Origin of the sequence: Sphingobacterium zeae (genome assembly GCF_030818895.1) — a bacterium.
GTDB lineage: Bacteria > Bacteroidota > Bacteroidia > Sphingobacteriales > Sphingobacteriaceae > Sphingobacterium > Sphingobacterium zeae.
Genome location: NZ_JAUTBA010000001.1, coordinates 4064241 through 4089043 on the forward strand (window position 1 = coordinate 4064241; position 24803 = coordinate 4089043).

General features: G+C 38.4%; 21 protein-coding genes. 12 read left to right on the forward strand and 9 right to left on the reverse strand.

Features of this window, described 5'->3' with window-relative positions; translation table 11 throughout:
- Positions 1-443: 443 nt before the first annotated feature.
- The 4 genes from QE382_RS17080 (at position 444) to QE382_RS17095 (ending at position 2840) form a co-directional block, all read left to right on the forward strand.
- The gene (locus tag QE382_RS17080) at positions 444-1562 is read left to right on the forward strand and encodes an SMP-30/gluconolactonase/LRE family protein (RefSeq protein ID WP_307186979.1); all 1119 of its coding nucleotides are present in this window, start codon (positions 444-446) and stop codon (positions 1560-1562) included.
- 267 nt (positions 1563-1829) lie between these two features.
- The gene (locus tag QE382_RS17085) at positions 1830-2144 is read left to right on the forward strand and encodes a hypothetical protein (protein ID WP_307186980.1); all 315 of its coding nucleotides are present in this window, start codon (positions 1830-1832) and stop codon (positions 2142-2144) included.
- Positions 2145-2175: 31 nt separating this feature from the next.
- Positions 2176-2496 (forward strand): hypothetical protein, encoded by a 321-nt coding sequence (locus tag QE382_RS17090; RefSeq protein ID WP_307186981.1) that lies wholly within the window; start codon positions 2176-2178, stop codon positions 2494-2496.
- Positions 2497-2507: 11 nt separating this feature from the next.
- The gene (locus tag QE382_RS17095) at positions 2508-2840 is read left to right on the forward strand and encodes a hypothetical protein (protein WP_307186982.1); all 333 of its coding nucleotides are present in this window, start codon (positions 2508-2510) and stop codon (positions 2838-2840) included.
- A gap of 13 nt (positions 2841-2853) precedes the next feature.
- Here the strand turns inward: QE382_RS17095 and QE382_RS17100 are convergent, their stop codons facing one another.
- Positions 2854-3618 (reverse strand): DUF72 domain-containing protein, encoded by a 765-nt coding sequence (locus QE382_RS17100; protein WP_307186983.1) that lies wholly within the window; start codon positions 3616-3618, stop codon positions 2854-2856.
- A gap of 202 nt (positions 3619-3820) precedes the next feature.
- Between QE382_RS17100 and QE382_RS17105 the strand changes: the two genes are divergently transcribed.
- On the forward strand, positions 3821-4900 hold the full coding sequence (locus tag QE382_RS17105) for a glutaminyl-peptide cyclotransferase (protein ID WP_307186984.1): 1080 nt from the start codon (positions 3821-3823) through the stop codon (positions 4898-4900).
- Positions 4901-4960: 60 nt separating this feature from the next.
- On the opposite strand, the gene QE382_RS17110 is transcribed toward QE382_RS17105, so the two are convergent.
- Together QE382_RS17110 and QE382_RS17115 are read right to left on the reverse strand one after the other, a co-directional pair.
- Entirely contained in the window at positions 4961-5836 is an 876-nt protein-coding gene (locus QE382_RS17110) for a hypothetical protein (protein ID WP_307186985.1), read from the reverse strand.
- A gap of 22 nt (positions 5837-5858) precedes the next feature.
- Positions 5859-6179, reverse strand: a complete 321-nt coding sequence (locus QE382_RS17115; protein ID WP_307186986.1) for a hypothetical protein — start codon at positions 6177-6179, stop codon at positions 5859-5861.
- Positions 6180-6808: 629 nt separating this feature from the next.
- Here QE382_RS17115 and QE382_RS17120 point away from each other — a divergent pair.
- The 3 genes from QE382_RS17120 to QE382_RS17130 are packed head-to-tail and all read left to right on the forward strand — an operon-like array spanning position 6809 to position 7898.
- Entirely contained in the window at positions 6809-7057 is a 249-nt protein-coding gene (locus QE382_RS17120; protein WP_307186987.1) for a redox-active disulfide protein 2, read from the forward strand.
- Positions 7058-7061: 4 nt separating this feature from the next.
- Positions 7062-7295 (forward strand): hypothetical protein, encoded by a 234-nt coding sequence (locus QE382_RS17125; RefSeq protein WP_307186988.1) that lies wholly within the window; start codon positions 7062-7064, stop codon positions 7293-7295.
- A 27-nt stretch (positions 7296-7322) separates the two neighbouring features.
- Positions 7323-7898, forward strand: coding sequence for a GNAT family N-acetyltransferase (locus tag QE382_RS17130; protein WP_307186989.1), 576 nt, complete (start codon positions 7323-7325; stop codon positions 7896-7898).
- A gap of 50 nt (positions 7899-7948) precedes the next feature.
- Here the strand turns inward: QE382_RS17130 and QE382_RS17135 are convergent, their stop codons facing one another.
- From QE382_RS17135 to QE382_RS17145, 3 genes are all read right to left on the reverse strand, one after another.
- Positions 7949-10192: a GH92 family glycosyl hydrolase gene (locus tag QE382_RS17135; RefSeq protein WP_307186990.1), complete on the reverse strand. Its 2244-nt coding sequence runs from the start codon at positions 10190-10192 to the stop codon at positions 7949-7951.
- Between the two features lie 33 nt (positions 10193-10225).
- On the reverse strand, positions 10226-12475 hold the full coding sequence (locus QE382_RS17140; RefSeq protein WP_307186991.1) for a GH92 family glycosyl hydrolase: 2250 nt from the start codon (positions 12473-12475) through the stop codon (positions 10226-10228).
- Between the two features lie 409 nt (positions 12476-12884).
- Positions 12885-16022: a GH92 family glycosyl hydrolase gene (locus tag QE382_RS17145; RefSeq protein WP_307186993.1), complete on the reverse strand. Its 3138-nt coding sequence runs from the start codon at positions 16020-16022 to the stop codon at positions 12885-12887.
- A gap of 801 nt (positions 16023-16823) precedes the next feature.
- Here QE382_RS17145 and QE382_RS17150 point away from each other — a divergent pair.
- Entirely contained in the window at positions 16824-17585 is a 762-nt protein-coding gene (locus QE382_RS17150) for a response regulator transcription factor (RefSeq protein ID WP_307186995.1), read from the forward strand.
- A gap of 2 nt (positions 17586-17587) precedes the next feature.
- Here QE382_RS17150 and QE382_RS17155 read toward each other — a convergent pair whose 3' ends face one another.
- Positions 17588-18280, reverse strand: coding sequence for a hypothetical protein (locus QE382_RS17155; RefSeq protein ID WP_307186996.1), 693 nt, complete (start codon positions 18278-18280; stop codon positions 17588-17590).
- Positions 18281-18398: 118 nt separating this feature from the next.
- Positions 18399-19148 carry a HesA/MoeB/ThiF family protein gene (locus tag QE382_RS17160; protein WP_307186997.1) on the reverse strand — a complete coding sequence of 250 codons (750 nt, stop codon included), beginning with the start codon at positions 19146-19148 and terminating at the stop codon, positions 18399-18401.
- A 547-nt stretch (positions 19149-19695) separates the two neighbouring features.
- Between QE382_RS17160 and QE382_RS17165 the strand changes: the two genes are divergently transcribed.
- Together QE382_RS17165 and QE382_RS17170 are read left to right on the forward strand one after the other, a co-directional pair.
- Positions 19696-20562 (forward strand): helix-turn-helix domain-containing protein, encoded by an 867-nt coding sequence (locus tag QE382_RS17165; protein ID WP_307186999.1) that lies wholly within the window; start codon positions 19696-19698, stop codon positions 20560-20562.
- Between the two features lie 178 nt (positions 20563-20740).
- Positions 20741-22261, forward strand: coding sequence for an acyl-CoA dehydrogenase family protein (locus QE382_RS17170; RefSeq protein ID WP_307187000.1), 1521 nt, complete (start codon positions 20741-20743; stop codon positions 22259-22261).
- An 86-nt stretch (positions 22262-22347) separates the two neighbouring features.
- On the opposite strand, the gene QE382_RS17175 is transcribed toward QE382_RS17170, so the two are convergent.
- Entirely contained in the window at positions 22348-24261 is a 1914-nt protein-coding gene (locus QE382_RS17175; RefSeq protein WP_307187001.1) for an AAA domain-containing protein, read from the reverse strand.
- A gap of 193 nt (positions 24262-24454) precedes the next feature.
- Between QE382_RS17175 and QE382_RS17180 the strand changes: the two genes are divergently transcribed.
- Positions 24455-24793, forward strand: a complete 339-nt coding sequence (locus QE382_RS17180) for a cupin domain-containing protein (RefSeq protein ID WP_307187002.1) — start codon at positions 24455-24457, stop codon at positions 24791-24793.
- Positions 24794-24803 lie beyond the last annotated feature (10 nt).

A 24803-nucleotide genomic window follows, 5' to 3' on the forward strand; every position in this document is an offset into this window, starting at 1 on the left:
GCTGCACTAAAATTACGTTACTCCATTATATGAAACAGGGGCGAAAATTGATTTTTAATCATTATTTTGCCCCTGTTTATTTATAGTGATCATCCAGCAGCTGTCTCCATAAATGTATACAGACACTTGATTCAATGAAAACAACCGATACCAAAATCTCTACTTACTGGATATTTATTGAGATCACCTTACCTAAAACCTCCAGCATTTAAAATTCAAGTGGATTCAAATCGGAATCATTCATTCCATTTACGGATAGCTACAAAGAAATATCTTTAAAAGCAAGACAGTACAGCGATAAAAACTTGATAAAGCTTTTCCTTATTAAAACAATACTAGCCGAAAGACAGTTATTTTATAAAAGCATCGGCCCATTATGAAGCTTATAACATACCGCTTTGTAACGCTAAGGGAATAAAATCAGGTTAAATTAACACAAGAACATGCGAAAAAGGCTCTTATTTAGTTTTCTATTCTTTCACATCTTTTTTCTCAACATGATGGCCCAAGTCAATAATTCAACAAGCCCACAACTAGAGGTAGCAGTAGATCTAGGTCCCTTCCGTCCCATTGGCGTGAGTGTTACATCCAGCAACCGTCTATTTGTTTCCTTCCCAAAACAAACCAAGAATTTTCAGTATGCACTGACTGAAATCATCGACGGAAAACCTGTCCCTTATCCTGATATTGAATGGAATAAAACAGGAATAGAGAATACCCACTTTGTTAATGTACAGGATATATTTGTCGATGCCCAGGACAATCTTTGGGTATTAGATTCCAAACCATCATCTGCCGGATCAATTTTTGGCGATGATGAAAAACCAGCCCAGGGGCAGTTCAAATTGTTAAAAATCGACACAAAAAAGGATCAAATTGAACGTATTTACAGTTTCGATGACCTTGATAAAACCAAATTGGGTCTAAATGATATGCGCATTGACGGAAAGAAAAATTTAGCCTACCTCTCTGATCCAAGCCAAGCGGCCATCATTGTTCTAGACCTTAAAACCGGAAAGAGCAGGAAAGCATTAGCTGGAAGCCGATTTACATTGGCTGATCCTGAAGTGGTATTAAGCTACGACGGTAATGATATGCGCAATGAAAACGGAAAACCTTTTTCTTCCAACGTGAATGGCATTGCGTTGAGTCACGACTTTAAATATCTATACTTCAAACCGATCAATCAAACCCATTTGTACTGTATCGCAACAGAATTTTTGGCTGATTCCACATTAACGAAACAAGAATTAGAGGCAAAAGTCGAAGACAAAGGAGAGGTTGGCATCACACATGGCTTACTGGCAGATATAAACGGGAATATTTACCTAACGTCATCCATCGACTATAGTATCAAATATTTAAGTCCTGATGGAAAACTACATACCTTAGTCCGTGACCATCGAATATTATGGCCTGATTCCATGGGGATCGGTGAAGATGGATATCTTTATTTTTCTTGTGCACAACTTTTTAAGGATCCACAATGGAATAAGAGAATCGACAAGGTGGAATTGCCATATTATGTCTTTAAAGTCAAACTGCCCAAGTCAGAAAAATAAGTTTCATAACAAATAGCCTATTAAAAATTCAGCCCATCAATCCCCAACGCGATTAGTCTTCGGAACGCGAAACCGGACAAAAAATAACTCCCTAAAATTCAACTAGCTGCTAACAACAAAAGTAACATGTAGTGAAAAACCGCTTAAAGGATATGTTCCACTTAACAGAATCAACGAACGCCTACTAAAACAATAAAATTATTAGTAATAATTTTGAAATACTAATATTATTAGTATATTTGATTATCAGTTTTAGACGACGCTTTTATGGAACAAATCACAGCTTATGATAATAAGGAGTTGCACGTTGGTGACATCGTTCGCTTTCATACCCCCTATCCCGATGAAGACCCGAATACGATTTTCATTGTACTGTGGTCATACTACGATCCAGAAGGAAAATCATCGAGAGCTGAAGTCGTTAAATTCGAACAGCGTTCCAAACAGCATCCAGTCATTCAGAAATGGTTTATAAGGGATCTCGAAAGGGTCCCCGAAGTAAGCCAGGAATTACTGAAACAGATTGAGCTATTTATGAAAAGTAAACTTGGCAACGCTATTATCAGCAAGCTAGTTATCTAATAGATTTTACAAATCAGATTTAAAGAAACACATGGTAAACAAATTCAAAGAGAAAAGAACAGCAATATCCAACTCCATTTGGTCCGACTGGCGCGAGCAGCTTAGAGAAAGTGAATTAGTGGGCTTACAGCAAAGGCTTGAAAAACTTGAAAAAGAAATGCTGCTTGATTGGCTACAATGGAATAATCCAAAAGGAAACTATACAGATCGCAAATGCATTGAAAATGGAGTACAGCAGATCTCTAAAATGAAGGCTGTAGAATATATATACAAAGAAATCTTGCGTATCCATATGAAGAGAAAATATAATGCTTTTTCGAACACCCATGCACAACTTATGTTCAACAACTAAAATTTGAAATTATGGAATCTTTTATCAAACAGATCATCGATCATCAGCTGCCAAAAATTCTAGCAATGGAATCGCATCGAAATGATTGGCGTTATCAGCTTTTAGGCTTAAAAGATAAGATGCTTTTCGATCAATTAATGCTGATGACTAGACAAGAACTACTCGGTTGGCTTCAATGGTACGATAAGGCTGGAACTTTCTCCGATCATGATTGCATCCGGAGAGGCATCCCTTTATTGACGAAGGTTCAGGCCTTGACAGCAGCATACCAGCGAATTATGCGTGAACATGAGGGCTGGGATGGTTTTATGGGAACAGAATATATCCGTAATCGAATCCTTTAAAGAGAAAATAGTTTTAAAGAGATGATGCTTTGCTCGCTGTGATATATTCCGTTAATGTATTCAAGTTAGCAAGTGCCGATCCAATGGTATTATTAAAATAAACATACACCTCTTTTTCCTCTGCGATCCAACTATTGATATAGGTACTGTATTCCCTCAGTACACTGTCTGAATAGTTTCCCCGATAGTCACCATCCGGCCCATGGAGACGCATATAGATAATTTTAGTATCGGCATATTGAAGACGCATGCCACGAGTATCCTTATCATGGACAACCACATGCATTCCATATGATTTTAAAAGAATAAGAGTTTCTTCCCTATACCAAGAGTCGTTTCTAAATTCTACACATACCTTCCAAGCCTGACTTCGCTGATCCTGACTGATACAGTCCAATAGCTCAGTAAGCCTTGCAATGGAAGTAAATTTAAATGATGGCGGTAATTGTATAAGCAAACATCCTTTCTTTTGACCGACACCATCAATAACGGATAGAAATCTAACTACATCCTGTGGATCAAACCTGAGTTCCTTTTCATGCGTAATTCCTTTCCAAAGCTTAAAAGTAAATCGAAAATCATCGGTCGTTTCCTCGGACCATCTTTTAACAGTTTCTTCCCTGGGAATTTTATAAAAAGAACTGTTTACCTCCAAAGAATTAAATAATAAGCTGTATACGGTCAGCCGACTCTTACCTGCTAGCTGCTCAGGATAAAAACTTCTATTCTTGTAGGGTAAAAGAATACCACTTGTTCCCAAAAAATAAGATTGTTCCATATCCTTATAACAATTGAGCCGCATATAATGGTTCATTTTTTTCTCATAAAGGGTTTATGATTTTATATAATAAGGAATTGAATTGCATATAAAAAACAATTTATCTAAGTTTGGGTAACGGATAATAGAACAACAGTTTATGACAGGATGAGTGATGAAGCACAACATTTCAATTAAAAAAAAATCTTATCTAATTAGTTTCATGTTTCTAGCCATTTTAAGTGGCTGTACTGAAAATAAGCGCAATAACACAAATACGACTTCAAGTTCCCAATCCGTACAGCACGAAGAAAATCCGACATTTACCTTTGACAGTATCAAACAGAGCTATACACTTGGAGAGTACCTAGTTTTAAAGATAAACAATGAGAAGACATTAAAATTAGACTCTATTGTCTATTACATCAATGATAAAAAAATTGGACAGGTAAACGGCAATCCGCCTTTCGAATATGCATTAGAACATGAAAAATTTGGCAAACAGATTATTAAAGCTGTCGTATTCAGTAATGGAAAACAAGAGGAAAATACGGTAAGCATAGATTTATTCGCTTCCACCCCTCCCCGTTTGCTTCAGTATAGCATTGTAAATATTTATCCGCATGATATTAAGGCTTTTACTCAAGGTTTGGAGTTTTATGGCGGCAACTTAATCGAAAGCACGGGAAATGGAATTGGCCCAAGCGGAAATAAAGGTAAATCGAGTGTTCGCTTAACTAACCCTAAAACCGGTGAGCCCATCAAGAAAATTGAATTGGATGATTCAATTTTTGGCGAAGGCGCCACTGTTTTCAATGGGCAATTGTATCAATTGACCTATAAAAACAATATAGCTTATGTATACGATATAAACACCCTATCGATTATTAAGACACTACCTTACTTTCAGCCAATGGAAGGCTGGGGATTGACTTCCGATGGCAAAAACTTATACATGTCTGACGGTTCGGATTATATCTATACGCTCAATCCACACGACTTCTCAAAATTAGACTATATTCGTGCGGCGACGAACACAGCTATGGTCGATCAGATCAATGAAATGGAATGGGTAAAGGGAAAAATATATGCAAATTTCTTTATGGAAGATGTTATTGGACGGATCGACCCTAAAACAGGCGCAGTAGAGGCATTGGTGGATCTTTCCAAATTACGTGAAAAAGTAACGCATCATGTCGATTTAGATGTACTCAATGGTATCGCCTACAATCGAAAATCGAACACCTTTTTTGTGACCGGCAAAAACTGGGATAAAATGTTTGAGATAAAGTTGATCGAATAGCTTTATCTCAAATGAAAAAATTACGTTATTATCGAATCATTTGCATTATCATTTTTCACGTTATCGCTGCTCTTTCATTTTGTTAAAACCTTCAGTTACCATCGGAACGATTTGTGGGGCGAATAGCTGAGATAATATAGGTGTTTCGTGGTTATCTTTAGCGCTAGTCCATTGTACATATTTATTAGCTAAAAAATCCAACCGCTGTACAGAGGATAATCCAGGCAACGTATAATAGATACTCTTTTCGCCTTCTTTACCCTCCATCTGCACATATCTACCCCTAGTCACTATCAGGTGATTAGTTTGTTCAAAATCGTGCAAAAAAGAGTTATCCTTATCTATCATATCCCATTTTGGATCACGTGGACAGCAAACAGATCCATAACTTTCCTTCCTGTAAACTGTCAACATATTTTTGGGCAGAGCGGGTTTTACGAAATCGAAGCCCGCATTATCGTCACCGGAACGACGAATACTATCAACCCTAACCGCACCATCCTCTTTTTTTATCGAATAATAAAAATTGGTCGTCGCAGGTTCTATACACATCCCTTGTTTTGACGCTTCTTTAGCAATCTCATCATAAAATTTCCAGTCCGGAACGATCAGCACAAAATGCTGAAGATCGGGATAAAATTCATTTGATTTCTTAAATAATTCTACCGGAATTCTAGCACTCAAAAAGAAAACATAGGTGGAATCTGGAACAATCCGCAATGGAAGATCTATTAAGTAACTGTCGTTTTTTTTAACCACTAAATCATCGTCAATCATAACAACCTGACCATAGTTTTCACGATACCAATCTGGCTTTACGGTATCCACCAATGCAATAAGCGTTGATGGCTGCTGTGCCGTTATTTTACTCTTACAGGATAATGCCGTCATCGGCAAAATAATCAACAAATACCACTTATATTTTAGCTTTAACATCTCTATAAAGTCAAAATGTACTTTAATTAATTTCTTGTTCCTTTTCAACTTTTATTCCAGCTTGACGCAGGAATAAAAGTTGATGCGCAAAACACTCATCGGCTAAGGCCGCAAGTCGCGCTTTTTTATCAGTCATCTCCCTCCGCAGACTTTTCCTGGCTCCTTTTTTCTGTTCATCAATATATTTAATCAACAAAACACCATATCCATCAGCGATCTGTGCCATATATGCAACTTTAGCCCCATGAAAAACCTCCGCAGTTTTAGTGGGTCTCAACTGAGCAGCTTTGCATTTTAGTCCCTTGATATAACTGCTCAAATCACGTGCCTCATTCAATTTCATTTCATAGGAGATTCGGATTTATCGACATCATATTCTCCATCCTACAGCTTGCCATAGTTCTCTTCCAATTTTTCGGTAAAGCGCTGGAAAAGATTTGCCATTTTCATATTATATCCCGATTCGAAATTACCCCTACAGGAACATATGGTAAATATCGTAACGGCGAGTGCTAAAATTCTGATTTCTTAATTTTTCCACAAATAACATATTTTTAATATTGTCCTCTCATTGCTTTTAATGTTCGCGGTCTTTATTCTAAGATTCGTCGTTACCCCTGCAATTTTCTCAACTCAAGATATCCCTCTTTTAATGAGACATTGTCTTGCACCTTCATTTTCTTCCTGCATGTTTTTATGCTACTTTATAAACCGCTCTAAACCGCAAAAATTCCGTCTCTCGTCGGCATGCTCCAAAAGGTTATTCAGAATCAAATCGTGTCGATTTATAATTACCCCCTACAAAAGCAAAATATGATTTCATTTTCCCTTTTATTACTTGTATTTTCAAAGCTATTTCATAATTTTTATAAAATAAATCTCATATTTCGCAAATTTTACAGATCGTTTGAAGCCGAACACTTGGTTTCTTAAAAATAATTACGGAAATTAGAGATATAAACCGAAGAAATTATGAATAATAGACCTTTAAACGGAATGACTATCGAAGAGCTGCATAACAATAGAAAAAATACACTTGTAGTCACTTGGATGCTAACCATTATGCTGTTTATCTTATTAGGCATGGGGATATATACATCAATCGCCAAAGGATTTAGTGCACTAATGGCTATTCCCTTTGCTTTATCCCCAATTGCAATTCTCAATTTCAAAAGAATAAAAGAGATCAATGAAGAACTCAAAATAAGAGGAGCCCAATAAAATCATGATGAAACAGCTTACGTTATTTATACTGTTTATATTCATTTCCAATCTAGTGTTTGGACAGGAGATCAGTAAATCAACGACACAGACGATCACGCAATCGGGAATAGGCCTTGGCTCAGTAATTGCCGTCGTCACTTCGTGGGACCGCAATAAATCAATACTTTGGGCTTTAATTCACGGGATACTCGGCTGGCTTTATGTCATCTATTTTGCGTTCACCCGAAGTGAATAAAGATTTACAATCAAACACGGCAGCTCCATGCTTACTACCAATATAGATTTTGTCATTGAAGAAATCAAAGAATCCAGTGACATCTTAATTACCCAACTCGTAGATTTGACTTTTAACATTGTCCAAGGAGGTGCCTCTGTAGGTTTTATGGACGATCTGACTGTTGAACAGGCGAGCAGGTTCTGGAACGAAGTTCTAGATAAGGTCGAACAGCAGAAAACTGTATTAATTGTGGCCAAAAATAGCGTAACAAATCAGATCACCGGAACAGTTCAATTGCAAACTGACCACCCTTCTAATCAAGTACATCGTGCAGATGTTGCCAAAATGATGGTTCATTCTGACTTTCGCAGGATGGGCATTGCACAGAAATTGCTTCAGCAAATTGAAAAGATAGCCATTGATCTAAATAAAACGCTTATCGTGCTCGATACAGTAACTGATAGCCCTGCATATTTCATGTACCAAAAATGTGGCTGGACCATTGTCGGTGATATTCCGAATTACGCTGTTTTTCCCAATGGTTTGCCATGTAGCACAACCTACTTTTACAAAAGCCTGAATAATCCAGCCGAGAAAACAGGCAGCCCCCAAATTCATTAATATTCATTTGGAGGCTGCGCTTAAAAAGATCTAGCTAAATAGAAATGAGGCTATTTATTTTTGTACCACACCGGTCCTGGTTTCTCGCCCATTTCAAACACTAATGTCGCACCCGACATAATCTGTTCATGTGTAATATAACTCGTTTCAAGAGGTTTACCATCAAGAGTAACCGATTGGATATAAATATTGGATTTGCTCACCTGGTTTGCCTTAACCCTAAATTTCTTTCCATTGGACAGCTTCAATTCGGCTTTTTCGAACAAAGGTGTGCCGATCTCATATTTCCCACTGATAGGATCTACAGGATAAAAACCCAACGAGCTGAATACATACCAAGCTGACATCTGTCCACAATCATCATTTCCACTCAATCCAGCAGGTGTGTTTAAATAAAGTTTACGCATAACCTCTGCAGCATATTGCTGTGTTTTCCAAGGTTGTCCAACAGCATTAAATAAATAGAGTGCATGGTGGCTTGGTTCGTTACCATGTGCATATTGACCAATCATCCCTGTGCTAAAAATTGGTAGTTTGCTGGTATCCGAAGGATGAAATGTGAACATGCTGTCCAACTTCTGAGCGAATCGTTCTTGCCCACCAACAAGCTTAATCAATCCGGGAATATCATGCTGCACCGACCAGAAATATTGCCAAGCATTACTCTCACAGATATGCGCACTATACTCTTCGGGATCAAATGGGGTAATAAATTTACCTCTACTATCCCGGGGCTGCATAAATGAAGTCGACGGATTATAAACATTTTTGTAGTTCTGCGCTCTTGCAAAAAATATTCCTGCTATCTCTTTCTTGTCCATCTTATCCGCCATCATGGCGATACAATGATCATCGTATGCATATTCAAGTGTTCTCGATAGCGACCAGTTTTCAGCATTATATTCATCCTTGACATCATAGGGTACATAGCCTAATTTTTTATACAGACCTATGCCTCTATAATTGTCGATATTAGCTGTCGCAACACATGCTTCTAATGCTTTTGCGGTATCAAAATCACCGATTCCTTTTAAATATGCATCTACAATGACAGGAATTGCATGATTCCCGATCATCATATCTGTTTCACTCCCGTAAATATTCCATACTGGCAATCGGCCATGTTGTTCATAAAAAGCGATGAACGATTTAATCATATCGTTTACGCGATTAGGATCAATATAAGTAAATAAGGGATGCGACGCTCTATAAGTATCCCAAAGGGAAAACGTGCTGTAGTTGGTCCAGCCTTCAGCCTGATGTATTTTTCGGTCAGCCCCCATATAAGCACCATCAACGTCACTAAAAATTGTAGGTGCAAGCATGGAATGATACAATGCTGTATAGAATTTGACCTGCTCCTCGCTGTCTTTGGTTTCGATGGCAACCCTCCCCAATTCATTGTTCCAATTTTGTTCTGCCTCTTTCAAATAATAGTCAAAATCATCTTTAGGAACTTCCGCTTTCAAATTTCTGGACGCGCCTTCCATGCTTACGCCCGAAAGTGCTGTACTGAGCGTTACCTGTTCACCTTCGGCAGTTTTAAAATCAAATCGGGCTTTATAGGCTGTACCGATTCGCGTTGCCTTCTTCGCTGTGGTATCGATACTTGATAATATGACCGTGCTATCAATATGGACAGCTGTAAAAGGTTTGGAAAAACGAGTTTCAAAATAGACACGCTGCCCTCTGGCCCAGCCTCCAGAAAATCGATAGCCACGAATAGTCACAGAATCTACCACTTCGATGCGCGAATCTGTAGTCGCATCCCAGTTCATCGCTTTCTTTAAATCTAAAAATACGGCAGATTCTGCCTTTGGAAAAGTATAGCGCTGGATACCACAACGTGCTGTCGCCGTCAACTCTACATTGATATCATAATCAATCAGTTTTACCTGATAATATCCTGCATGTGCCTTTTCGTCTTTGTGGGAAAACTTGGAATGTATACCAAGCGGAGCTTCCGCTTCATGATAAGGCAATGTCACCGGCATGAAAGATATATCATATAAGTCACCTGCCCCGGTACCACTTAAATGGGTATGGCTAAAGCCAGAAATTGTACTGTCGGGATAAAAGTATCCGGAAATACGGTCCCAGCCGGGCAGTCCATTATCTGGACTTAGCTGCACCATCCCAAAGGGTGACTGTGCGCCTGGATAGGTATTTCCGGTAAAGTCCGTTCCAATAAAAGGATTTACATACGTTGCATAACTTTCATCGGAGCTTTTTAGTGAAGCACAACCAATTAAAGACAATAGGCCTGCGCAGGCCGCATAATTAATATAATTCATTCTGTAGATCAGTTTTCAATTTAGTTTGCTTATTTATCTATTTCCAGTAACAATTAGAATATCCCTGCTATTGACTAAAGTTTGGTGAGCGATTTTAAATCCATTTAATGGTTTTCCGTCTATCACGATCTTTTTGATATATTCACCAGTCCCCTCTTTTTGGCGTCTTATGGTTACTTTATCGGCATTTGGATAGTATTTTTTATCGAGCTGAATTGTTATTTTATCAAATACCGGGGTTACAACGGTATAATCTGGTCTACCCGGGCAGAAAGGATAAATCCCGATCATGTTCATGAGCGCCCATGTGGACATCGTCCCCGTATCATCATTACCAGGTATACCGCCGGGGCTATTGGTAAAATGTTTTTCCAGTATTTCTTTCACCAACTTTTGGGTGCGCCATTCTTCACCTTTAATTTCTGAAAACACATGTGGATACAGCATATCCGGTTCGTTTGTCACATCAAAATATCCCTTATCAAACGTTGCCTGAAGCCGAGCTACAAATTTTTGCTTTCCGCCCATCAATTTTACCAAACCAGGAATATCAAATGGAATCGCAAAACTATAATTCCAGGCATTACCTTCATGGAAACCATGGTTAGGTTCAAAATTAGCGCCCATCAATGGATTAAATGGACTTAAAAACTTACCGTTAGGAAGGATAGGTCTAAAAGTCCCATACTCTGAAGAATAGTAATGTTTATACCCCTGCGCCCGCTTACCAAAAAGCTGTGCATCTTTGGTTTTCCCCAAAGCGGCAGCCAACTGAGCTAAATTCCAGTCCGCAACATAATATTCTATCGCATGCGATACAGAATTATCAAATGAATCGCGCAACGGTACATACCCATACTTCACATAATCCGCATTGTCAGGCCTAATTTTATTTGTTGAATCAGTTACAGTGGCAGATTTCAAAAAGGCTTCATAAGCTGTATTGATATTAAAATCCCGAATACCTTTCATCCATGCATCAACAATCACAGGAACTGCAGGGTCACCATCCATCGTATAGCTTTCTCGGCTATACAATTCCCACTTCGGCATCCAGCCGTTTTCTTTATAAATATCGATCATGGAACGTATCATACCCACCTGCTTATCGGGATAAACCAACGACATAAGTGGCTGTACATTTCTATAGGTATCCCACAGTGAAAACACTGTATAACGATTGTGATCTGCGACAAGAGTCTTCCGGCTTTCCATTGCGGGATACTCGCCATTCACGTCCTGTAAAACATTGGGATGAATCATGGCATGGTATAGTGCTGTATAAAATACGGTTTTCTGATCTTCCGTTCCACCCTCTACTTGTATCTTGGACAAGGAATTATTCCATTGCAAAGAAGCCTGCTGATGCGTTGTCTCAAATCCGAAATCGGCCTGCTCGGCTTCTAGATTTTTACGGGCGTTGTCGACGCTCACAAACGACACGGCAAGCTGTACCTCTAAACTTTCATTTTCCTGAACATCAAAACTAAAGAATGCGCCAAGATCATCACCAGAAAGCTGATATGTATAGTCTGTAAAAATCTTATATTTTCCAGCATCTTTATTCCACTCATTTTCCCATTTTTCTCCGACACGCTGGAATTTCCAGTAACCTCTTTTTGCGGGCTTTTTATTGACACGCATAACAAAGAAGATTGGGTAAACAGCCTGATTATTACTGTAGCAGAAAGAGCCCAACAGCTTAGATCCTTCTATTTCAGTATCACTCACATAACGAACTGTCGCCCCCGTTTCATTTGTTAAACCTTCGCCCAAATTGAGCAAGATATTTGCCTGTCCTTTAGGAAAAGTGAATTTTGAAACTCCCACACGTGCTGTGGCTGAAACTTCCGTTTTAATGCCATATTTCTTTAATACATTGCTATAATACCCCGGATGGGCGACCTCTTGCGTATAGGTACTGCCATATTGATGATAATCAACCTCCAGTTTTCCTGAGGTTGGCATCAACAACAAACTTCCCATGTCTGGGCATCCTACACCACTTAAATTGACATGCGAGAAACCTGTAAAATAGCTGTTGCTATGTTCATAGGGCGTTGACCACCATCTTGCATCTTTATCAAATGCGTTAAGTGATGATCCCATTACATTAAAAGGGGAAACATTCATCAAACCGTTAGGAACCTGAGCTCCCGGATTAGTTGTTCCATAATTGCTGGTACCGATAAATGGATTGACATAGTCGGTAGGAAGCTTTTGGGCAGAAACATTCTCCAAAAGAAATAATCCTAAAAGTAAAAAACGGATAAATTTGATCATATAATCTCGATAGACGACATTGTTAATTGCTTGTATTCAAGCAAACACCATAGGCCGCGCATTTTAGCGTGTACCTACAATACTACAGATAATCGTAAATATTTACAAATATTACCAGCGGTTATATCGAGGATTTTACGTTTGTTAATAGGATTTAGCAAAACTAAAAAGACTACAGAAAGACAGTTCTAACCCATATCAAAAAAAAAAACCTGAAGTGGGGAACTTCAGGTTTTTACTAACTAACCAATTATTAACCTAAATTATGAAACTACCTCTATAACGCTGGCCGAAGGAAGTTTGTTATAACAGTCCGGTAGTTTTAACCAAACTTTAACAAATCATGGTTATGTCTCGCCCCTCTTATTCAAATTAAGTCAACCTGAACTCCTCAATAAAAGACAATTACTTATTGAAACAATCCCCATCGTTTATTGGGTACCGCACCCATTTCTAAAACAAGCTCTCCCCCCTTTAAAAGTTCATCGGCATCAAAATAAAAGATATTTAAAGGCTCTCCATTTAATGTCGCGCGTTGTACATACATATTTTTCTTACTTGCATTTTTTGCTTTGATCGTAAATTGTTCACCCCTTCCATATTGACCACCTAATTTAATCTTGATCTCCTCAAAAAGTGGACTTCCTATTTCATAAATAGGTTTTACCCTTGTCCCGCCATCGATCTGAAATAAACCAATCGCGTTCATAATATACCAAGCACTCATCTGCCCTTGGTCTTCATCCCCAAGGTAAGCATTTGAAATCCCCTGTCCATAATAGCGCGCACCGATGGAACGGCTCCATTTCTGTGTCAACCAAGGTTTATTTAGCCAATTAAAAATATAGGCGAAATGCATCGACTGCTGGTTTCCCTGAACGACAGGGTAATCCCAATATTGGTCATTAGGACCGTTATAGCGCCATTTCTCGCTCTCCGAAAAACCCCACTCCAATCGTTTTAAGACTACATCCTGTCCGATCATTTTTGCTAGTCCAGGAATATCCTGCGGCACAAAAAATGTCAATTGCCAAGCATTTCCCTCCACATAATGATGATTGGCACCAGACTTGAAAGGATCAAAATCTTTGTACCATTCTCCTTTGGCATCTTTCATCCGGGCATATCCACTATTGACATCGATTGCGTTTTTCCACCAGGCTCCACGGTCATTAAAATACGTAGACTCCTGCTCCTTTCCTAACGATTTTGCGAACTGGCCAACAGTCCAGTCGTCAAAACTATATTCCATCGAATTTGAAAATCGGCCCAAATCATAAGGAACATACTTGTACTTTAAATAAGCATCCAGATCCCTGTTACCCGCAAAACCGCCTTCAAATTTTAATGGGCTCGTTGTTTGCATTTTTTTAACGGCTTCGAATGCTTTTTCAACGTCATAATCTCTAATCCCCATCTGATAGGCCCCGACAATCAACGGTATTTCATGTTCTGCAACCATTACGGGTATATACTCCATGCCTGCCGGTCCTTTAGCCAACCAGCCATTTGCGTCATACATTGCAAGCTGCGACCGGACCCATTTATTGGACCACTCGGGTGTAACAAGATTCCAAAATTGATTTAAATTCCAAAAGGTATTCCAGAATGCATCACAACCTAAAGCGAGATCTCCTTTATGTGGCAACCTTTGTATCACTTCGTCTGAAGATCTCCATTCTCCATTGACATCGCTGAATGTGTTTCGGCTTGCCAAAGTGCGGTACATATTGGTGTAGAACTTCTCTTTTTGTAGATAGTCTGAGGATTTTATTTCCAACCGACTTAACAATTCGTCCCACACTTTATGCTGATTTGCCACGATCCGGTCAATGGACCATCCAAACGGGCCTGCCAATTCGGTCTTCAGATTCTCTTCAGCGTTGGCTAAGCTCACATAGGAAATCCCGGTGCGCAGCTGTACTGCCTTGTCTTTGTGAACATCAAATTCTAGATACATTCCAGCAAATTGAGCACTATCAGCAACCAGATCAGCATGTTGTATCACCTGATCATTATGCCATGTACCATAGTTGATGATTGGTTTATCAAACTCCATGACAAAGTACACGATATAATCCTGTTTTGCATCGGTAGACCAAACGTTTTCAGACAACTGATTACTGTATCCTACAACCTTGTAATCAGAAATCTTTTTGAGTGAAAGATCTTTAATTTTATAATCGTATTCTCCGTTTACCTTAAGATCAATCATAATACGCCCCGTATCAGACTTATGGTAGGTATACTGCTGAAAACTAGAGCGTGTTGCCGCGCTTAATTTTACATCGATATCGTGATCAAGAAGATGGACGGCATAATACCCCAATGGCGCCTTTTCGCTGGTTTTATCTATTGCTGATCGATATCCTGAATCTGAACTATACTGATCGCCGACCTTCGTTTTCAATTGACCTGCAGTAGGAAATGTTCCCAATCCCGCCATGGTCCATTCATGAATATGACTAAACGTACCTATAGATTCAATGGAAGGTTCATAGCCCGCCTGCCAGCCAATATTTTGGTTGTCTGGACTTATCTTCACCATTCCGAAAGGCATCCATGGTCCTGGCGCTATCATCCATCTGGAATGCGCCGAACCAATCATTGTGTTCACATAATCTGAAACACCCCCTAACCTCTTTGGCCCTCGGGCGATTGCTGACGATTGTATTAATTGTCCATTACTATAAATTTCATACTTACTCACGACATTTTTAGTGGTATAAGGCATCGGTATCTCAAGTTTAGCCGCACCTTTTTCAAGCGATTTCTCATAAATCTTCTTTCCATCCAAAAATATTTTAAGCTTTTCGTTATCTTTCACCGTCAAAAGATCGACCAGCATATGCTGAACAGGTTTTCCCGAACTCAGAATTTCAAAATCAGATTGCTGTACATTTTGAACGATCGCTGTACAATTGGCAATCAATTTAATACCTTGTGGACTGATTAGTTTAAAAGAATCAAACTCAACCCAACCGCCCTTTATGACAGTTAGGATAATCTGATTACCGCCTTTTCTGATGAGATCGGCAGGCAAGGGTATATCGATAGTCGAATTTCCAGATTTTGAAGTATTATTCAGGGGTTCACCGTTACCTGCTCCCTCTTTTACCTCAACGATATAAGGTTTGCCATTGATTGAGATCTGTAGTGTGGGACTATGCTGAGAATCACTATTTGCCAATTTAACCTGGAGGGTGCATTGACCATCTTCTAAACTGCCATTTAACACATAGTGTAGATTTAAAAAATGTGTTCTCAGACCAGATGTTCCTCCAGTCCCACCCCATTCGTTGGCTGGACCAGGCAGTACATAGGGTAAATCTTTTGCTAATGTAGATTGACCGATGATAAACGCATTGTCCTCATAACCAAAATCATGTTCTAAAAATTTCTTGTATCCATTAGGGGCCAAAGCAAATTCACCACTTGAACCGTCCGAATTTCCCAATTGCCAAATTGCATGCCCCTGTCCTAAAGCATACTGTCCACACATAAATAACAGTCCAGTTGCAAAAGAAAGTGAGAAAAGTGATTTCATAAGTATCAGATTTATAATTTTTAATTATATCAGTTGCTTTTCTCATAAACTGCACAAAAACTCATAACAAGCTTCACATTGTACATACATTATTTGTTTAACAAAACACTTAAAAGCAAAAGATTAAGCACAATATTACTACAAAAAAACAAATATCAAATGAATTAAAATAAAATGTATACACATATATCTAAAAAATGAATTGAATCCTATTCACACGAAAACTAGAAAATAAAAGATTTTGATTTACAGGTAAGAAAATGGGAAAATTTATAATTTGTTCGATATCAACCCTATTGAACACCTTTCCTGATTGTGGGAGCAGGCAACTTCCGCCAACAAAAAATTTTCTACTGAATATGCGTCGGAAAACGATGCGTCAAGGTAAACGTACAAATTTAAAAAATCGCTGGAAGTTATTATCTCAGGAATAAAAATTTGTCAAAACCTTAGGAAAGTAATAATTACTATTGGCTATTTGGCTCCAATAGGTTATATTTATGCAATTATTTGCTTTAAACCCTTAAAGATAATAGTATTATCTTTTGTATTATCATTATAAACAATATTCTACCCATTTGTGTAGAAACTTATTTGATTGCTGGACGGATATTTAATATTTTAAATAGGTTTAGATATTACTTTAACGATAGTTACAAATTAAGAATAGGATGTAAAAAAGCGTATTTCTAGCGTATAGATTGAGATTAAGTCCTTATTTTTGTAACTTGCACGCCAAGGCATCATCGATTTTACGTGGTATTTCAAAAGCGATTACGGATCATCTATGTAATTTACACTATGAAGATTAAGATTGAAGATTTTTTCAAGCCGGTACAAGTCAAAGACGACTTTAGCAAAGATGATTATGAAATTGTCGAAGCCTTTATTAATTTCGCTAGATCCTTAAGCAGATTAACCTATCAAAGTATATATTTAATTGATTATTCGAAGAAGAGCTTTCTATTTGTTTCTGATAATCCGATCTTTTTATGTGGTAGCACACCTACCGAAGTAATGCGGGACGGTTATTATCACTACGTAAATAATGTCCCTGAGAGCGATTTGCATTTACTTAAAAAAATCAACGATGTTGGTTTTGACTTTTTTGGAAATTTAGATGTCGAAGATCGTTTAAAATTCTCCATATCTTATGATTTCCATTTAAAGCAACCCGGTAATAAACCCCTTCTAGTAAACCATAAACTAAAACCTCTACTCTTGGATAAGTTTTCCAATCCTTGGATCGCGCTCTGCCTGGTTTCGATGTCCTCGCATGCAAATTCTGGAAATATTAGATTTAAATCTGATGAAGATGGGAAACAATTTGAATATGACCTGAATAAAGATGTTTGGATAGAGACTCCTCGTATTAAATTGAAGCCTCGTGAAAAGGATATTCTTCTCTTTTCGGCACAAGGGCTTACGATGGATCAAATAGCAGATCGGCTGTATGTATCAATTGATACCGTTAAATTTCATAAAAAACAAATATTTTCAAAACTAAAAGTCAAAAGTATAACAGAAGCCACAGCATTGGCCATTGAATTATCTCTTTTTTGATGTTATTCACTATTTTTTGAACATAGCAGCATCTGGTTAGACATCTCAACAAATTTCTGGATATCCACATTATTCCCCAAGCTAAGCTGGGAATACTTATTCTTCTCTATAAAAGTTTCCAACCATTCCGATTTAATATAGATTGGTAAAGTTTCAGAATATAAGTATATAATAGGATCTCCAAGCTGATAAGATTCAATTTCCAGTTTCCGAAGTGTGTTCACAACTTTCCGGTCACATTCCGCTATGACTAATCCGCTTCCAAGGCGATGTGGCCCGTAAAAAGCATCAAAGAGCATCTTTTTTAAGATATTAATTCGATTGCCTACTATCTTATTAGAGATAACAAAACGTCCGATATGCCAAAAATTAATTACATGTGGAATTAATAAGCTTTCTGTTTGGATATCAAATAATTTCTGAATCGGTAAGCTTGTTTCCTTATCCCAAAATGTAATTCTAATAGATGCATGAATACTGTTATCGAGCTTCCTTCGAAGAACATAATAAATGGAGCGATCAAAAAAAATCTTATCCTCCCCTATTAATGACTCAAAATCAAACTTATATTCCTCTTCGGAATAACTATCCAGTTTGTAATGCTCCTGGGTTGTCACTAAATAAAAATGAATAAGTTCAGGAAGTTCGCTTTTATTAAGCTTAGTAAAATAATAATTTTCAGGCGTCCAGTTCATGCAAATTTTATTCGATATGCAATTATAAAAATAAAGATTTTTCGTTTAAATTCCTACAGCAAAAAATTTACTACAGAAAAGTGTAATGGAAAGAATGTTTTTTTTAATTATATTAATTTCAGCTCATCATTGAAAGATAATAGGAATCCGGAAAGAATTTTACGGGCTTTGCTGTTGCCAGATTGAACACGGTGTGACTTACCATTCCCGACAATAGGTATAAACCTAGTGCTAGCTGCGGCGGTGGGGACGTCAACGCTATTTTACCATATTCCGCCAAAAACTCCTCAAACCATTTCGTATCGATATCTTTTGCTTTTAAGCTATCCACAATAAATTTACCGACATTTAATTCAAAAGTCTGATGTGCCTTTTCCAACGATTGCAGATTAAGGCCTTCAGGAGGAAGAACAGTTAAAAATCCCGCCCAACCTAAATTATAAGGATGTACTACCGGTATATTTCTTTTGGCCATATATTGGTCAAAAATAAAAGGGATATCAGAAGAAAAATCCAGCGCATTGATCGCAACCTTATGATTGAGATCGATATCATGCAAGTTGCCCTGATTAATAAATTCAGGAAACACGATTATATTGGCTTCTGGATTAATTGTATGCAAACGATCCCGCAGGGCTATTGCTTTCTTTGCACCAATATCTTTGTTTGTGTAATTTTGACGGTTTAGGTTTGTCAATTCCACAACATCTCCATCAGCAATTGTCAAATTTTCGAACCCCATGCGTAATAAGCATTCTGCGATATAACTTCCTATTCCACATCCCCCGATCAATACAGGAAAATCTTTGATACGTTGTTGATCCTCTTCATTAATATGTATGTTATTCCGAATATACCTCAAATCCATAGCTAATAATTCAATAATTTTGTATCACATAAAGATAGAATTATAATTTATAATATTTTTATTAAAGAAATTGCTAAGCATTTTTTTTCTGGTAGTCCTTCTCCAAATAGGTGTCCGACCTGGTTACAACAAGTCTTTGGTCAAACTAATTGGTACACTTGTCCAGCTTCCCGGTTGATGGTATACCCAAATACTACTACCGGGCTTGGCGTGAAGCGCATACACGTTAAATTACCGGGCACCACAATAGACTATACTATCAGCAATCGCAGCGTGAAACTGAATCTCACCTTTGGGAAAATAGCATTCACAAACAATTTTTATTTTCCATTGCAAATTACCGTCTTTTTTTAAACAGTAGAAACAACCAACAAAACTGACCACTAAATATTTTAAAGCTTTATTTTAACAAATCATTTGTTAAAATTGATAAACCAATTTTATCCCACTAACTTTGGAATATGATTTAGATGCATGATTTACAAATGGATCAATAAATGAGGCTCAGAAGCTGTGGCACACTAAATTTTTATACGAACAATTGACAATGGAAAAGCAGGTAAATGCAGGTGAATTTGTAGATCGCTTTATGACAGGCAGTCTGGAGCATCTTCGCTATCAACAATCGCCGATAAAGATATTTCAGCTTAGTGAAATCGCTCCTTACATTAAATTTCCTACCCCACCAATTTTCTTGGGTTATAACCTCCTCGTTCATATAACTGAAGGGTATTTTAAACATCAGATCGGAGCCAAAGAATATGTCGTTCAGGCTCCGGCGATTCTTATCAGCAATTACGGAAATATTTCCACCATAAAATCTGTCGATAAATCTGCGAAAGGACATTGCGTTTTAATCAACGACAATGCGATGACCTCCATCTTTCGGGAGCAGGAGATTTTGAATATCTTCAATATCTCGCCCTTGCTTAACTTAACGGGCCAAGACAGCAGTGATCTCCAAGAGCTTTTTAGATTGCTTTATAATGAACTGCTTTCGGAATTACCCTATAAAGAATTGTTTGAAAATCTATTAAAATCGGCAATTTTAAAAATCATCAAACTCTCTTCCTCCAATCAAGCGCTCAATCGGAGACAGGAAATTGCGATGATGTTCAAACAGCTTGTGCACAAAAACTTCAAAAAGCAAAAAAACATTACATTTTACGCTGACAAGCTCGCGGTATCTACAAACTATCTTAATCGTTGCGTATTTTCGGTGTTCAAAAAATCTTCCAAAGAACTCATTCTTGAAGTGCTGATTATGCACAGTCAATTTCTATTGTTTGAATCCAACAAAAGCATTGCAGATATCTGTTATGAATTGGATTTTTCAGACCCTTCTTACTTCTCACGGCTTTTCAAAAAGATCGTTGGCGTTTCTCCTACTTCTTATCGAAACAGAGCAACTTAGATTTTCAATATGCACGATTTGTCCTATCTTTTATACTGAAGTACACAAGCGAATCAAATTGATTGCAGTTAATTTTGTGTAAGTGATAGAAGCAAAAGAGAATTTTAGTTCAACAGACACCCTTTCTTCTTTCTGTTTCGATCTACATTGTTCCATCATTTAATTATATATTTTAAAGATGCTTAAGGTTTCAGAACACAACAATATAACCCAAGATTTCGATTTGTTTATTGCGGATTTTAAAACTAAGCTATCAAGCTTATTCCATAAAGAATATGATTACAACTCGCTCAGTCTAACACGCGGGCTACCGCCTGATTTTTTAGCTGAGATCATGAAAATGCAACCCTTATCGGTTGCTATCCCCGAAAACCACGGTGGCCGAGGCCTTCATGTCAAAGAATGCTTGGGGGTACTTGCAGCCGCTTCTTATGAGTCACTATCTCTCTCGCTGATCTTCGGAATTAATATTGCTTTATTTTTGGAGCCTTTTTCTAAATATGGCAATACATTACTTCAGGAGAAGGTATTCCAGCAATTTCTGGAAAATCAAGCCATGGGAGGACTGATGATTACCGAACAAGCTTACGGCAGTGACGCACTCAATATGCGAACATCTTACGAACAAAAGGATGATAAGTATTTTATAAAGGGGGAAAAACATTGGCAGGGTCTTACTGGCGCGGCAGATTTCTGGCTCGTAACAGCACGTAAGAAAAATGAAAATGGAGAATTAGTGCGGGATATAGACTTTTTTGTAACCGAGAATGCTTCCGAAGAACAAAAGATAGTGGTCACGAAAAAATACAATAGTCTTGGCCTATATGCAATCCCTTACGGTGTTAATAATATTGATATCAATGTTCCTACGGATCACAAACTAAACCCAGAAAGCACAGGTATTAAGTTGATGTTGGATACCCTGCACCGCAGCAGACTTCAATTCCCTGGAATGGGTATGGGCTTTATCAAACGCATGTTGGACGAAGCAATGGGACATTGTTCAGAACGCCGTGTAGCAGGTATTAGTTTAAATGAATTAGACTCCGTTAAGTTTCAGTTGTCGCGCATACAGGCTGCATTTACATTGTGTTCTGCAATGTGTTCGTACAGCGTCTCGATTAGTTCCATCAATAATGACCTTTCCGCTCATGGTGTAGATGCCAATAGTGTGAAAGCGTTTGTGACAGACTTAATGCACGAAGCCGCGCAAATATGTGTGCAATTATCAGGTGCAAATGGCTACAGATTGGATCATGTTGCAGGCCGTGGCCTCGTTGACAGTAGACCTTTCCAAATCTTTGAAGGGTCAAATGAGATGCTTTATTCGCAAGTGGCTGAAGCGATCGGCAAACTTATGCGTAAAACCAAAGAAAGCAACTTATTGTCTTTCTTAAAAAAATATAGCGGAACTGAATTCGCTGCACCATTTTTCTCATCAATCTTAAATTTTGATTTTCCGCTGCAGCCTAAGCAGCGTGAACTGGTTACCCTTGGAAAGATAATCGCCCGCGTCATTTGTTTTCAATATGTTCTACAAATTAACAATGCAGGTTTTAATGATAAGATGACAGAAATAACACGTCAGCATGTTAGCATGGACATTTATATGTTGGTAGGCCAATTATCAAATAATAATAATGCCGAACCACTGATGAACTATGACGAGAACACGGATTGGATGAAGTTCACTTCTTAATCAAGCGTTGTGCTAACGAAGTCAACCGTTTTTATCACGGTGAAATATAATTCCTGAAGCCATTTCCTAGGAAGTGGCTTCAGGAATTATATCGCAGAAATATCCCATTCCCATACACTATGGTAATGTCCAATTGCTTCGGTATAGGCGATAAATTCACGATAGAAAGAATTTGAACCGATTGTGGCACTATCACCTATTACAACGAGTTTTTTCTTAGCTCTAGTCATTGCCACATTCATCCGGCGAACATCAGACAAAAAGCCAATCTGCTGTTCGGCATTGCTTCGTGTCAAACTGATATAGATAATATCTTTCTCCTGGCCTTGAAAACTATCGATGGTCTGTATTTTAATCAAATCAGCAAAAGGTTTCAGTCCCCCCTCCCCCTCAAATATTTCCTGTAATAACAAGACCTGTCTCCGATAAGGTGCGATCACGCCAATGGTCAGGCTCTCCTCGATGCTCAAGGAAGCTGTCCAAGCCCCAATATGTCCGTTCAGATGAGATGTCAGAAAATGGGCTTCCCCGGAATTGAAGATTGCTCCATCGATTTCCGTTTCTTCAAATCCCGCTCCCGCTGTATCAATAAATAACACGGGCTCAGAATCTCCTGCTATCGTCCAATGTGCGACTGCACTATCCGCCTTCAATAAACCATCATACAACGCTACGGAAGGATATTGCATAATTTGTTCGTTCATTCGATACTGTATATCCAACAAAGAAACTAATTGCGGATTATGGTCTACCAATTTTTCGAACAATGTATGGCTCAGGCCATGACCAGCTATTTTACTGGATTTTACTGTGGGCGACAATTGATTGTGATCGCCAGCTAAAACAAGTCGATGTGCTTTTAATATCGGGATCCAGCAAGCAGGTTCCAGTGCTTGTGCTGCCTCATCTATAATGACTGTTTCATAGCCACGATTTCGAATAACCTCATGATTTGATCCAACCAAAGTTGCAGTAATTACCTGCGATTTGTCCAAAACATCTGCGCTGATAAAATCTTGAATCTGATCGACCTCCTTCCGGATCCGGTGAGCTTCATCAAACAATGCCTTTCTCTGCTCCCGCTCCGCCTTTCCAAAACTACGTTTATATTTTTGAGCCATCTCGGTATAGGCACGCACTTGCTTTTGAAGTATTTTAATATCCTTATTTGCAGGATGTCGATCAATTTTTGCATCGAGTGTCAGTTCTTGGAGATGCTCGGAAACTTTTACAGGGTTACCTATTCTTGTTACCGCCACTCCAACCGCATCTAACCGTTCGGTCAACAGATCAACTGCCGTGTTGCTAGGTGCAACAACCAACAGCTGCTTGCTTTCCTGTTTTAACAACGCCTTCACGGCCTTTATCAATGTTGTTGTCTTTCCAGTCCCCGGTGGGCCATGCAAAAGTGCCACTGTATTGGCTTCCAAGATCTGCTGAACAGCATTATTCTGACTGACATTCAAGTTGGGGTGGACGAAGAACTCTTCGTTGGATTCCATTGGAATTGATTCTTCTCCTATTAACTTCCTCACGAAACCACCCTGCTTTGTATCTTTACTCAATTCCTTGCCTTTTTCAAGCGCATTGAACATCTCCCGATAAGAATACTCATCAAATAATAAATCAACACCAAGCTTCCCTCTCCTGCTCCATTCAGGCAGTTCATCCACACGGAATGAGATTCGCATCCCGTCCCTATTTACGGAGGATATGATCCCATCTATTCGGTCCCTTTCGGGATCGTGATTCGAGAATAGGGAAACTGGCATACCGAAGCGGAACTTGTGATCGACATCATAATGATTGGTTCTGTTTAAACTAACAGACAAGTAATCCCCTCTTCCCAGCTCAGTATCTATTAGCTGAATCGGAAACCAAGTAACCCCTTGCATCCGGCGTTCATTCAAGCCACTTTTCAATAACAAAGTCTCATGCTGTAATCTATCAAATTGTTGTTCTTCACGTAATAAAGTGATAAGTTTGTCGAAATAATTCATACTTGGATATCCATATTGACCCAGCGCAAAATAACTGTTTTTTCCGTTATTTGAATCATTTGGGTTTAATTCTTTGCGTCTTTGACCAAATTCTACAAAGCATATTTATATGCTGACCACAAATTCATATTTATTTGCTATAATTGAAAAACAAAGAATTTACGATCTAAACATTCACAAAAATAGCAATTAGATGAGCGAAATATTCCTACACGACAGCGAACAGCAATGGACAGACTTGGGCGAAGGCGTCATGCGCAAGATACTCGTTTTTAATGAGGAGCTCATGCTCATGAAAGTTCGATTTGAAAAAGGGGCCATCGGGGCACTTCATCAACATCCACATACGCAAATTTCTTATGTCAGTGCTGGAAAATTCAGCTATCATATTGATGGTGTTGATAGCATCTTGACGGCAGGAGATTCGTGTATCATTTATTCAAATCTGATTCATGGATGTCAATGTCTGGAGGAAGGAGAACTGATCGATTCGTTCAGTCCCTATCGTGAAGATTTTGTGCAATCGACATAAAATATTCTAA

Coding starts and splice junctions, on each gene's coding strand:
- QE382_RS17140 (WP_307186991.1), bottom strand. CDS start 12,475: ATGATCAAATTTATCCGTTTTTTACTTTTAGGATTATTTCTTTTGGAG.
- QE382_RS17170 (WP_307187000.1), top strand. CDS start 20,741: ATGCTTAAGGTTTCAGAACACAACAATATAACCCAAGATTTCGATTTG.
- QE382_RS17155 (WP_307186996.1), bottom strand. CDS start 18,280: ATGAACTGGACGCCTGAAAATTATTATTTTACTAAGCTTAATAAAAGC.
- QE382_RS17105 (WP_307186984.1), top strand. CDS start 3,821: ATGTTTCTAGCCATTTTAAGTGGCTGTACTGAAAATAAGCGCAATAAC.
- QE382_RS17120 (WP_307186987.1), top strand. CDS start 6,809: ATGAATAATAGACCTTTAAACGGAATGACTATCGAAGAGCTGCATAAC.
- QE382_RS17115 (WP_307186986.1), bottom strand. CDS start 6,179: ATGAAATTGAATGAGGCACGTGATTTGAGCAGTTATATCAAGGGACTA.
- QE382_RS17130 (WP_307186989.1), top strand. CDS start 7,323: ATGCTTACTACCAATATAGATTTTGTCATTGAAGAAATCAAAGAATCC.
- QE382_RS17160 (WP_307186997.1), bottom strand. CDS start 19,148: ATGGATTTGAGGTATATTCGGAATAACATACATATTAATGAAGAGGAT.
- QE382_RS17110 (WP_307186985.1), bottom strand. CDS start 5,836: ATGTTAAAGCTAAAATATAAGTGGTATTTGTTGATTATTTTGCCGATG.
- QE382_RS17080 (WP_307186979.1), top strand. CDS start 444: ATGCGAAAAAGGCTCTTATTTAGTTTTCTATTCTTTCACATCTTTTTT.
- QE382_RS17165 (WP_307186999.1), top strand. CDS start 19,696: ATGGAAAAGCAGGTAAATGCAGGTGAATTTGTAGATCGCTTTATGACA.
- QE382_RS17100 (WP_307186983.1), bottom strand. CDS start 3,618: ATGGAACAATCTTATTTTTTGGGAACAAGTGGTATTCTTTTACCCTAC.
- QE382_RS17090 (WP_307186981.1), top strand. CDS start 2,176: ATGGTAAACAAATTCAAAGAGAAAAGAACAGCAATATCCAACTCCATT.
- QE382_RS17085 (WP_307186980.1), top strand. CDS start 1,830: ATGGAACAAATCACAGCTTATGATAATAAGGAGTTGCACGTTGGTGAC.
- QE382_RS17125 (WP_307186988.1), top strand. CDS start 7,062: ATGATGAAACAGCTTACGTTATTTATACTGTTTATATTCATTTCCAAT.
- QE382_RS17175 (WP_307187001.1), bottom strand. CDS start 24,261: ATGAATTATTTCGACAAACTTATCACTTTATTACGTGAAGAACAACAA.
- QE382_RS17135 (WP_307186990.1), bottom strand. CDS start 10,192: ATGAATTATATTAATTATGCGGCCTGCGCAGGCCTATTGTCTTTAATT.
- QE382_RS17145 (WP_307186993.1), bottom strand. CDS start 16,022: ATGAAATCACTTTTCTCACTTTCTTTTGCAACTGGACTGTTATTTATG.
- QE382_RS17150 (WP_307186995.1), top strand. CDS start 16,824: ATGAAGATTAAGATTGAAGATTTTTTCAAGCCGGTACAAGTCAAAGAC.
- QE382_RS17095 (WP_307186982.1), top strand. CDS start 2,508: ATGGAATCTTTTATCAAACAGATCATCGATCATCAGCTGCCAAAAATT.
- QE382_RS17180 (WP_307187002.1), top strand. CDS start 24,455: ATGAGCGAAATATTCCTACACGACAGCGAACAGCAATGGACAGACTTG.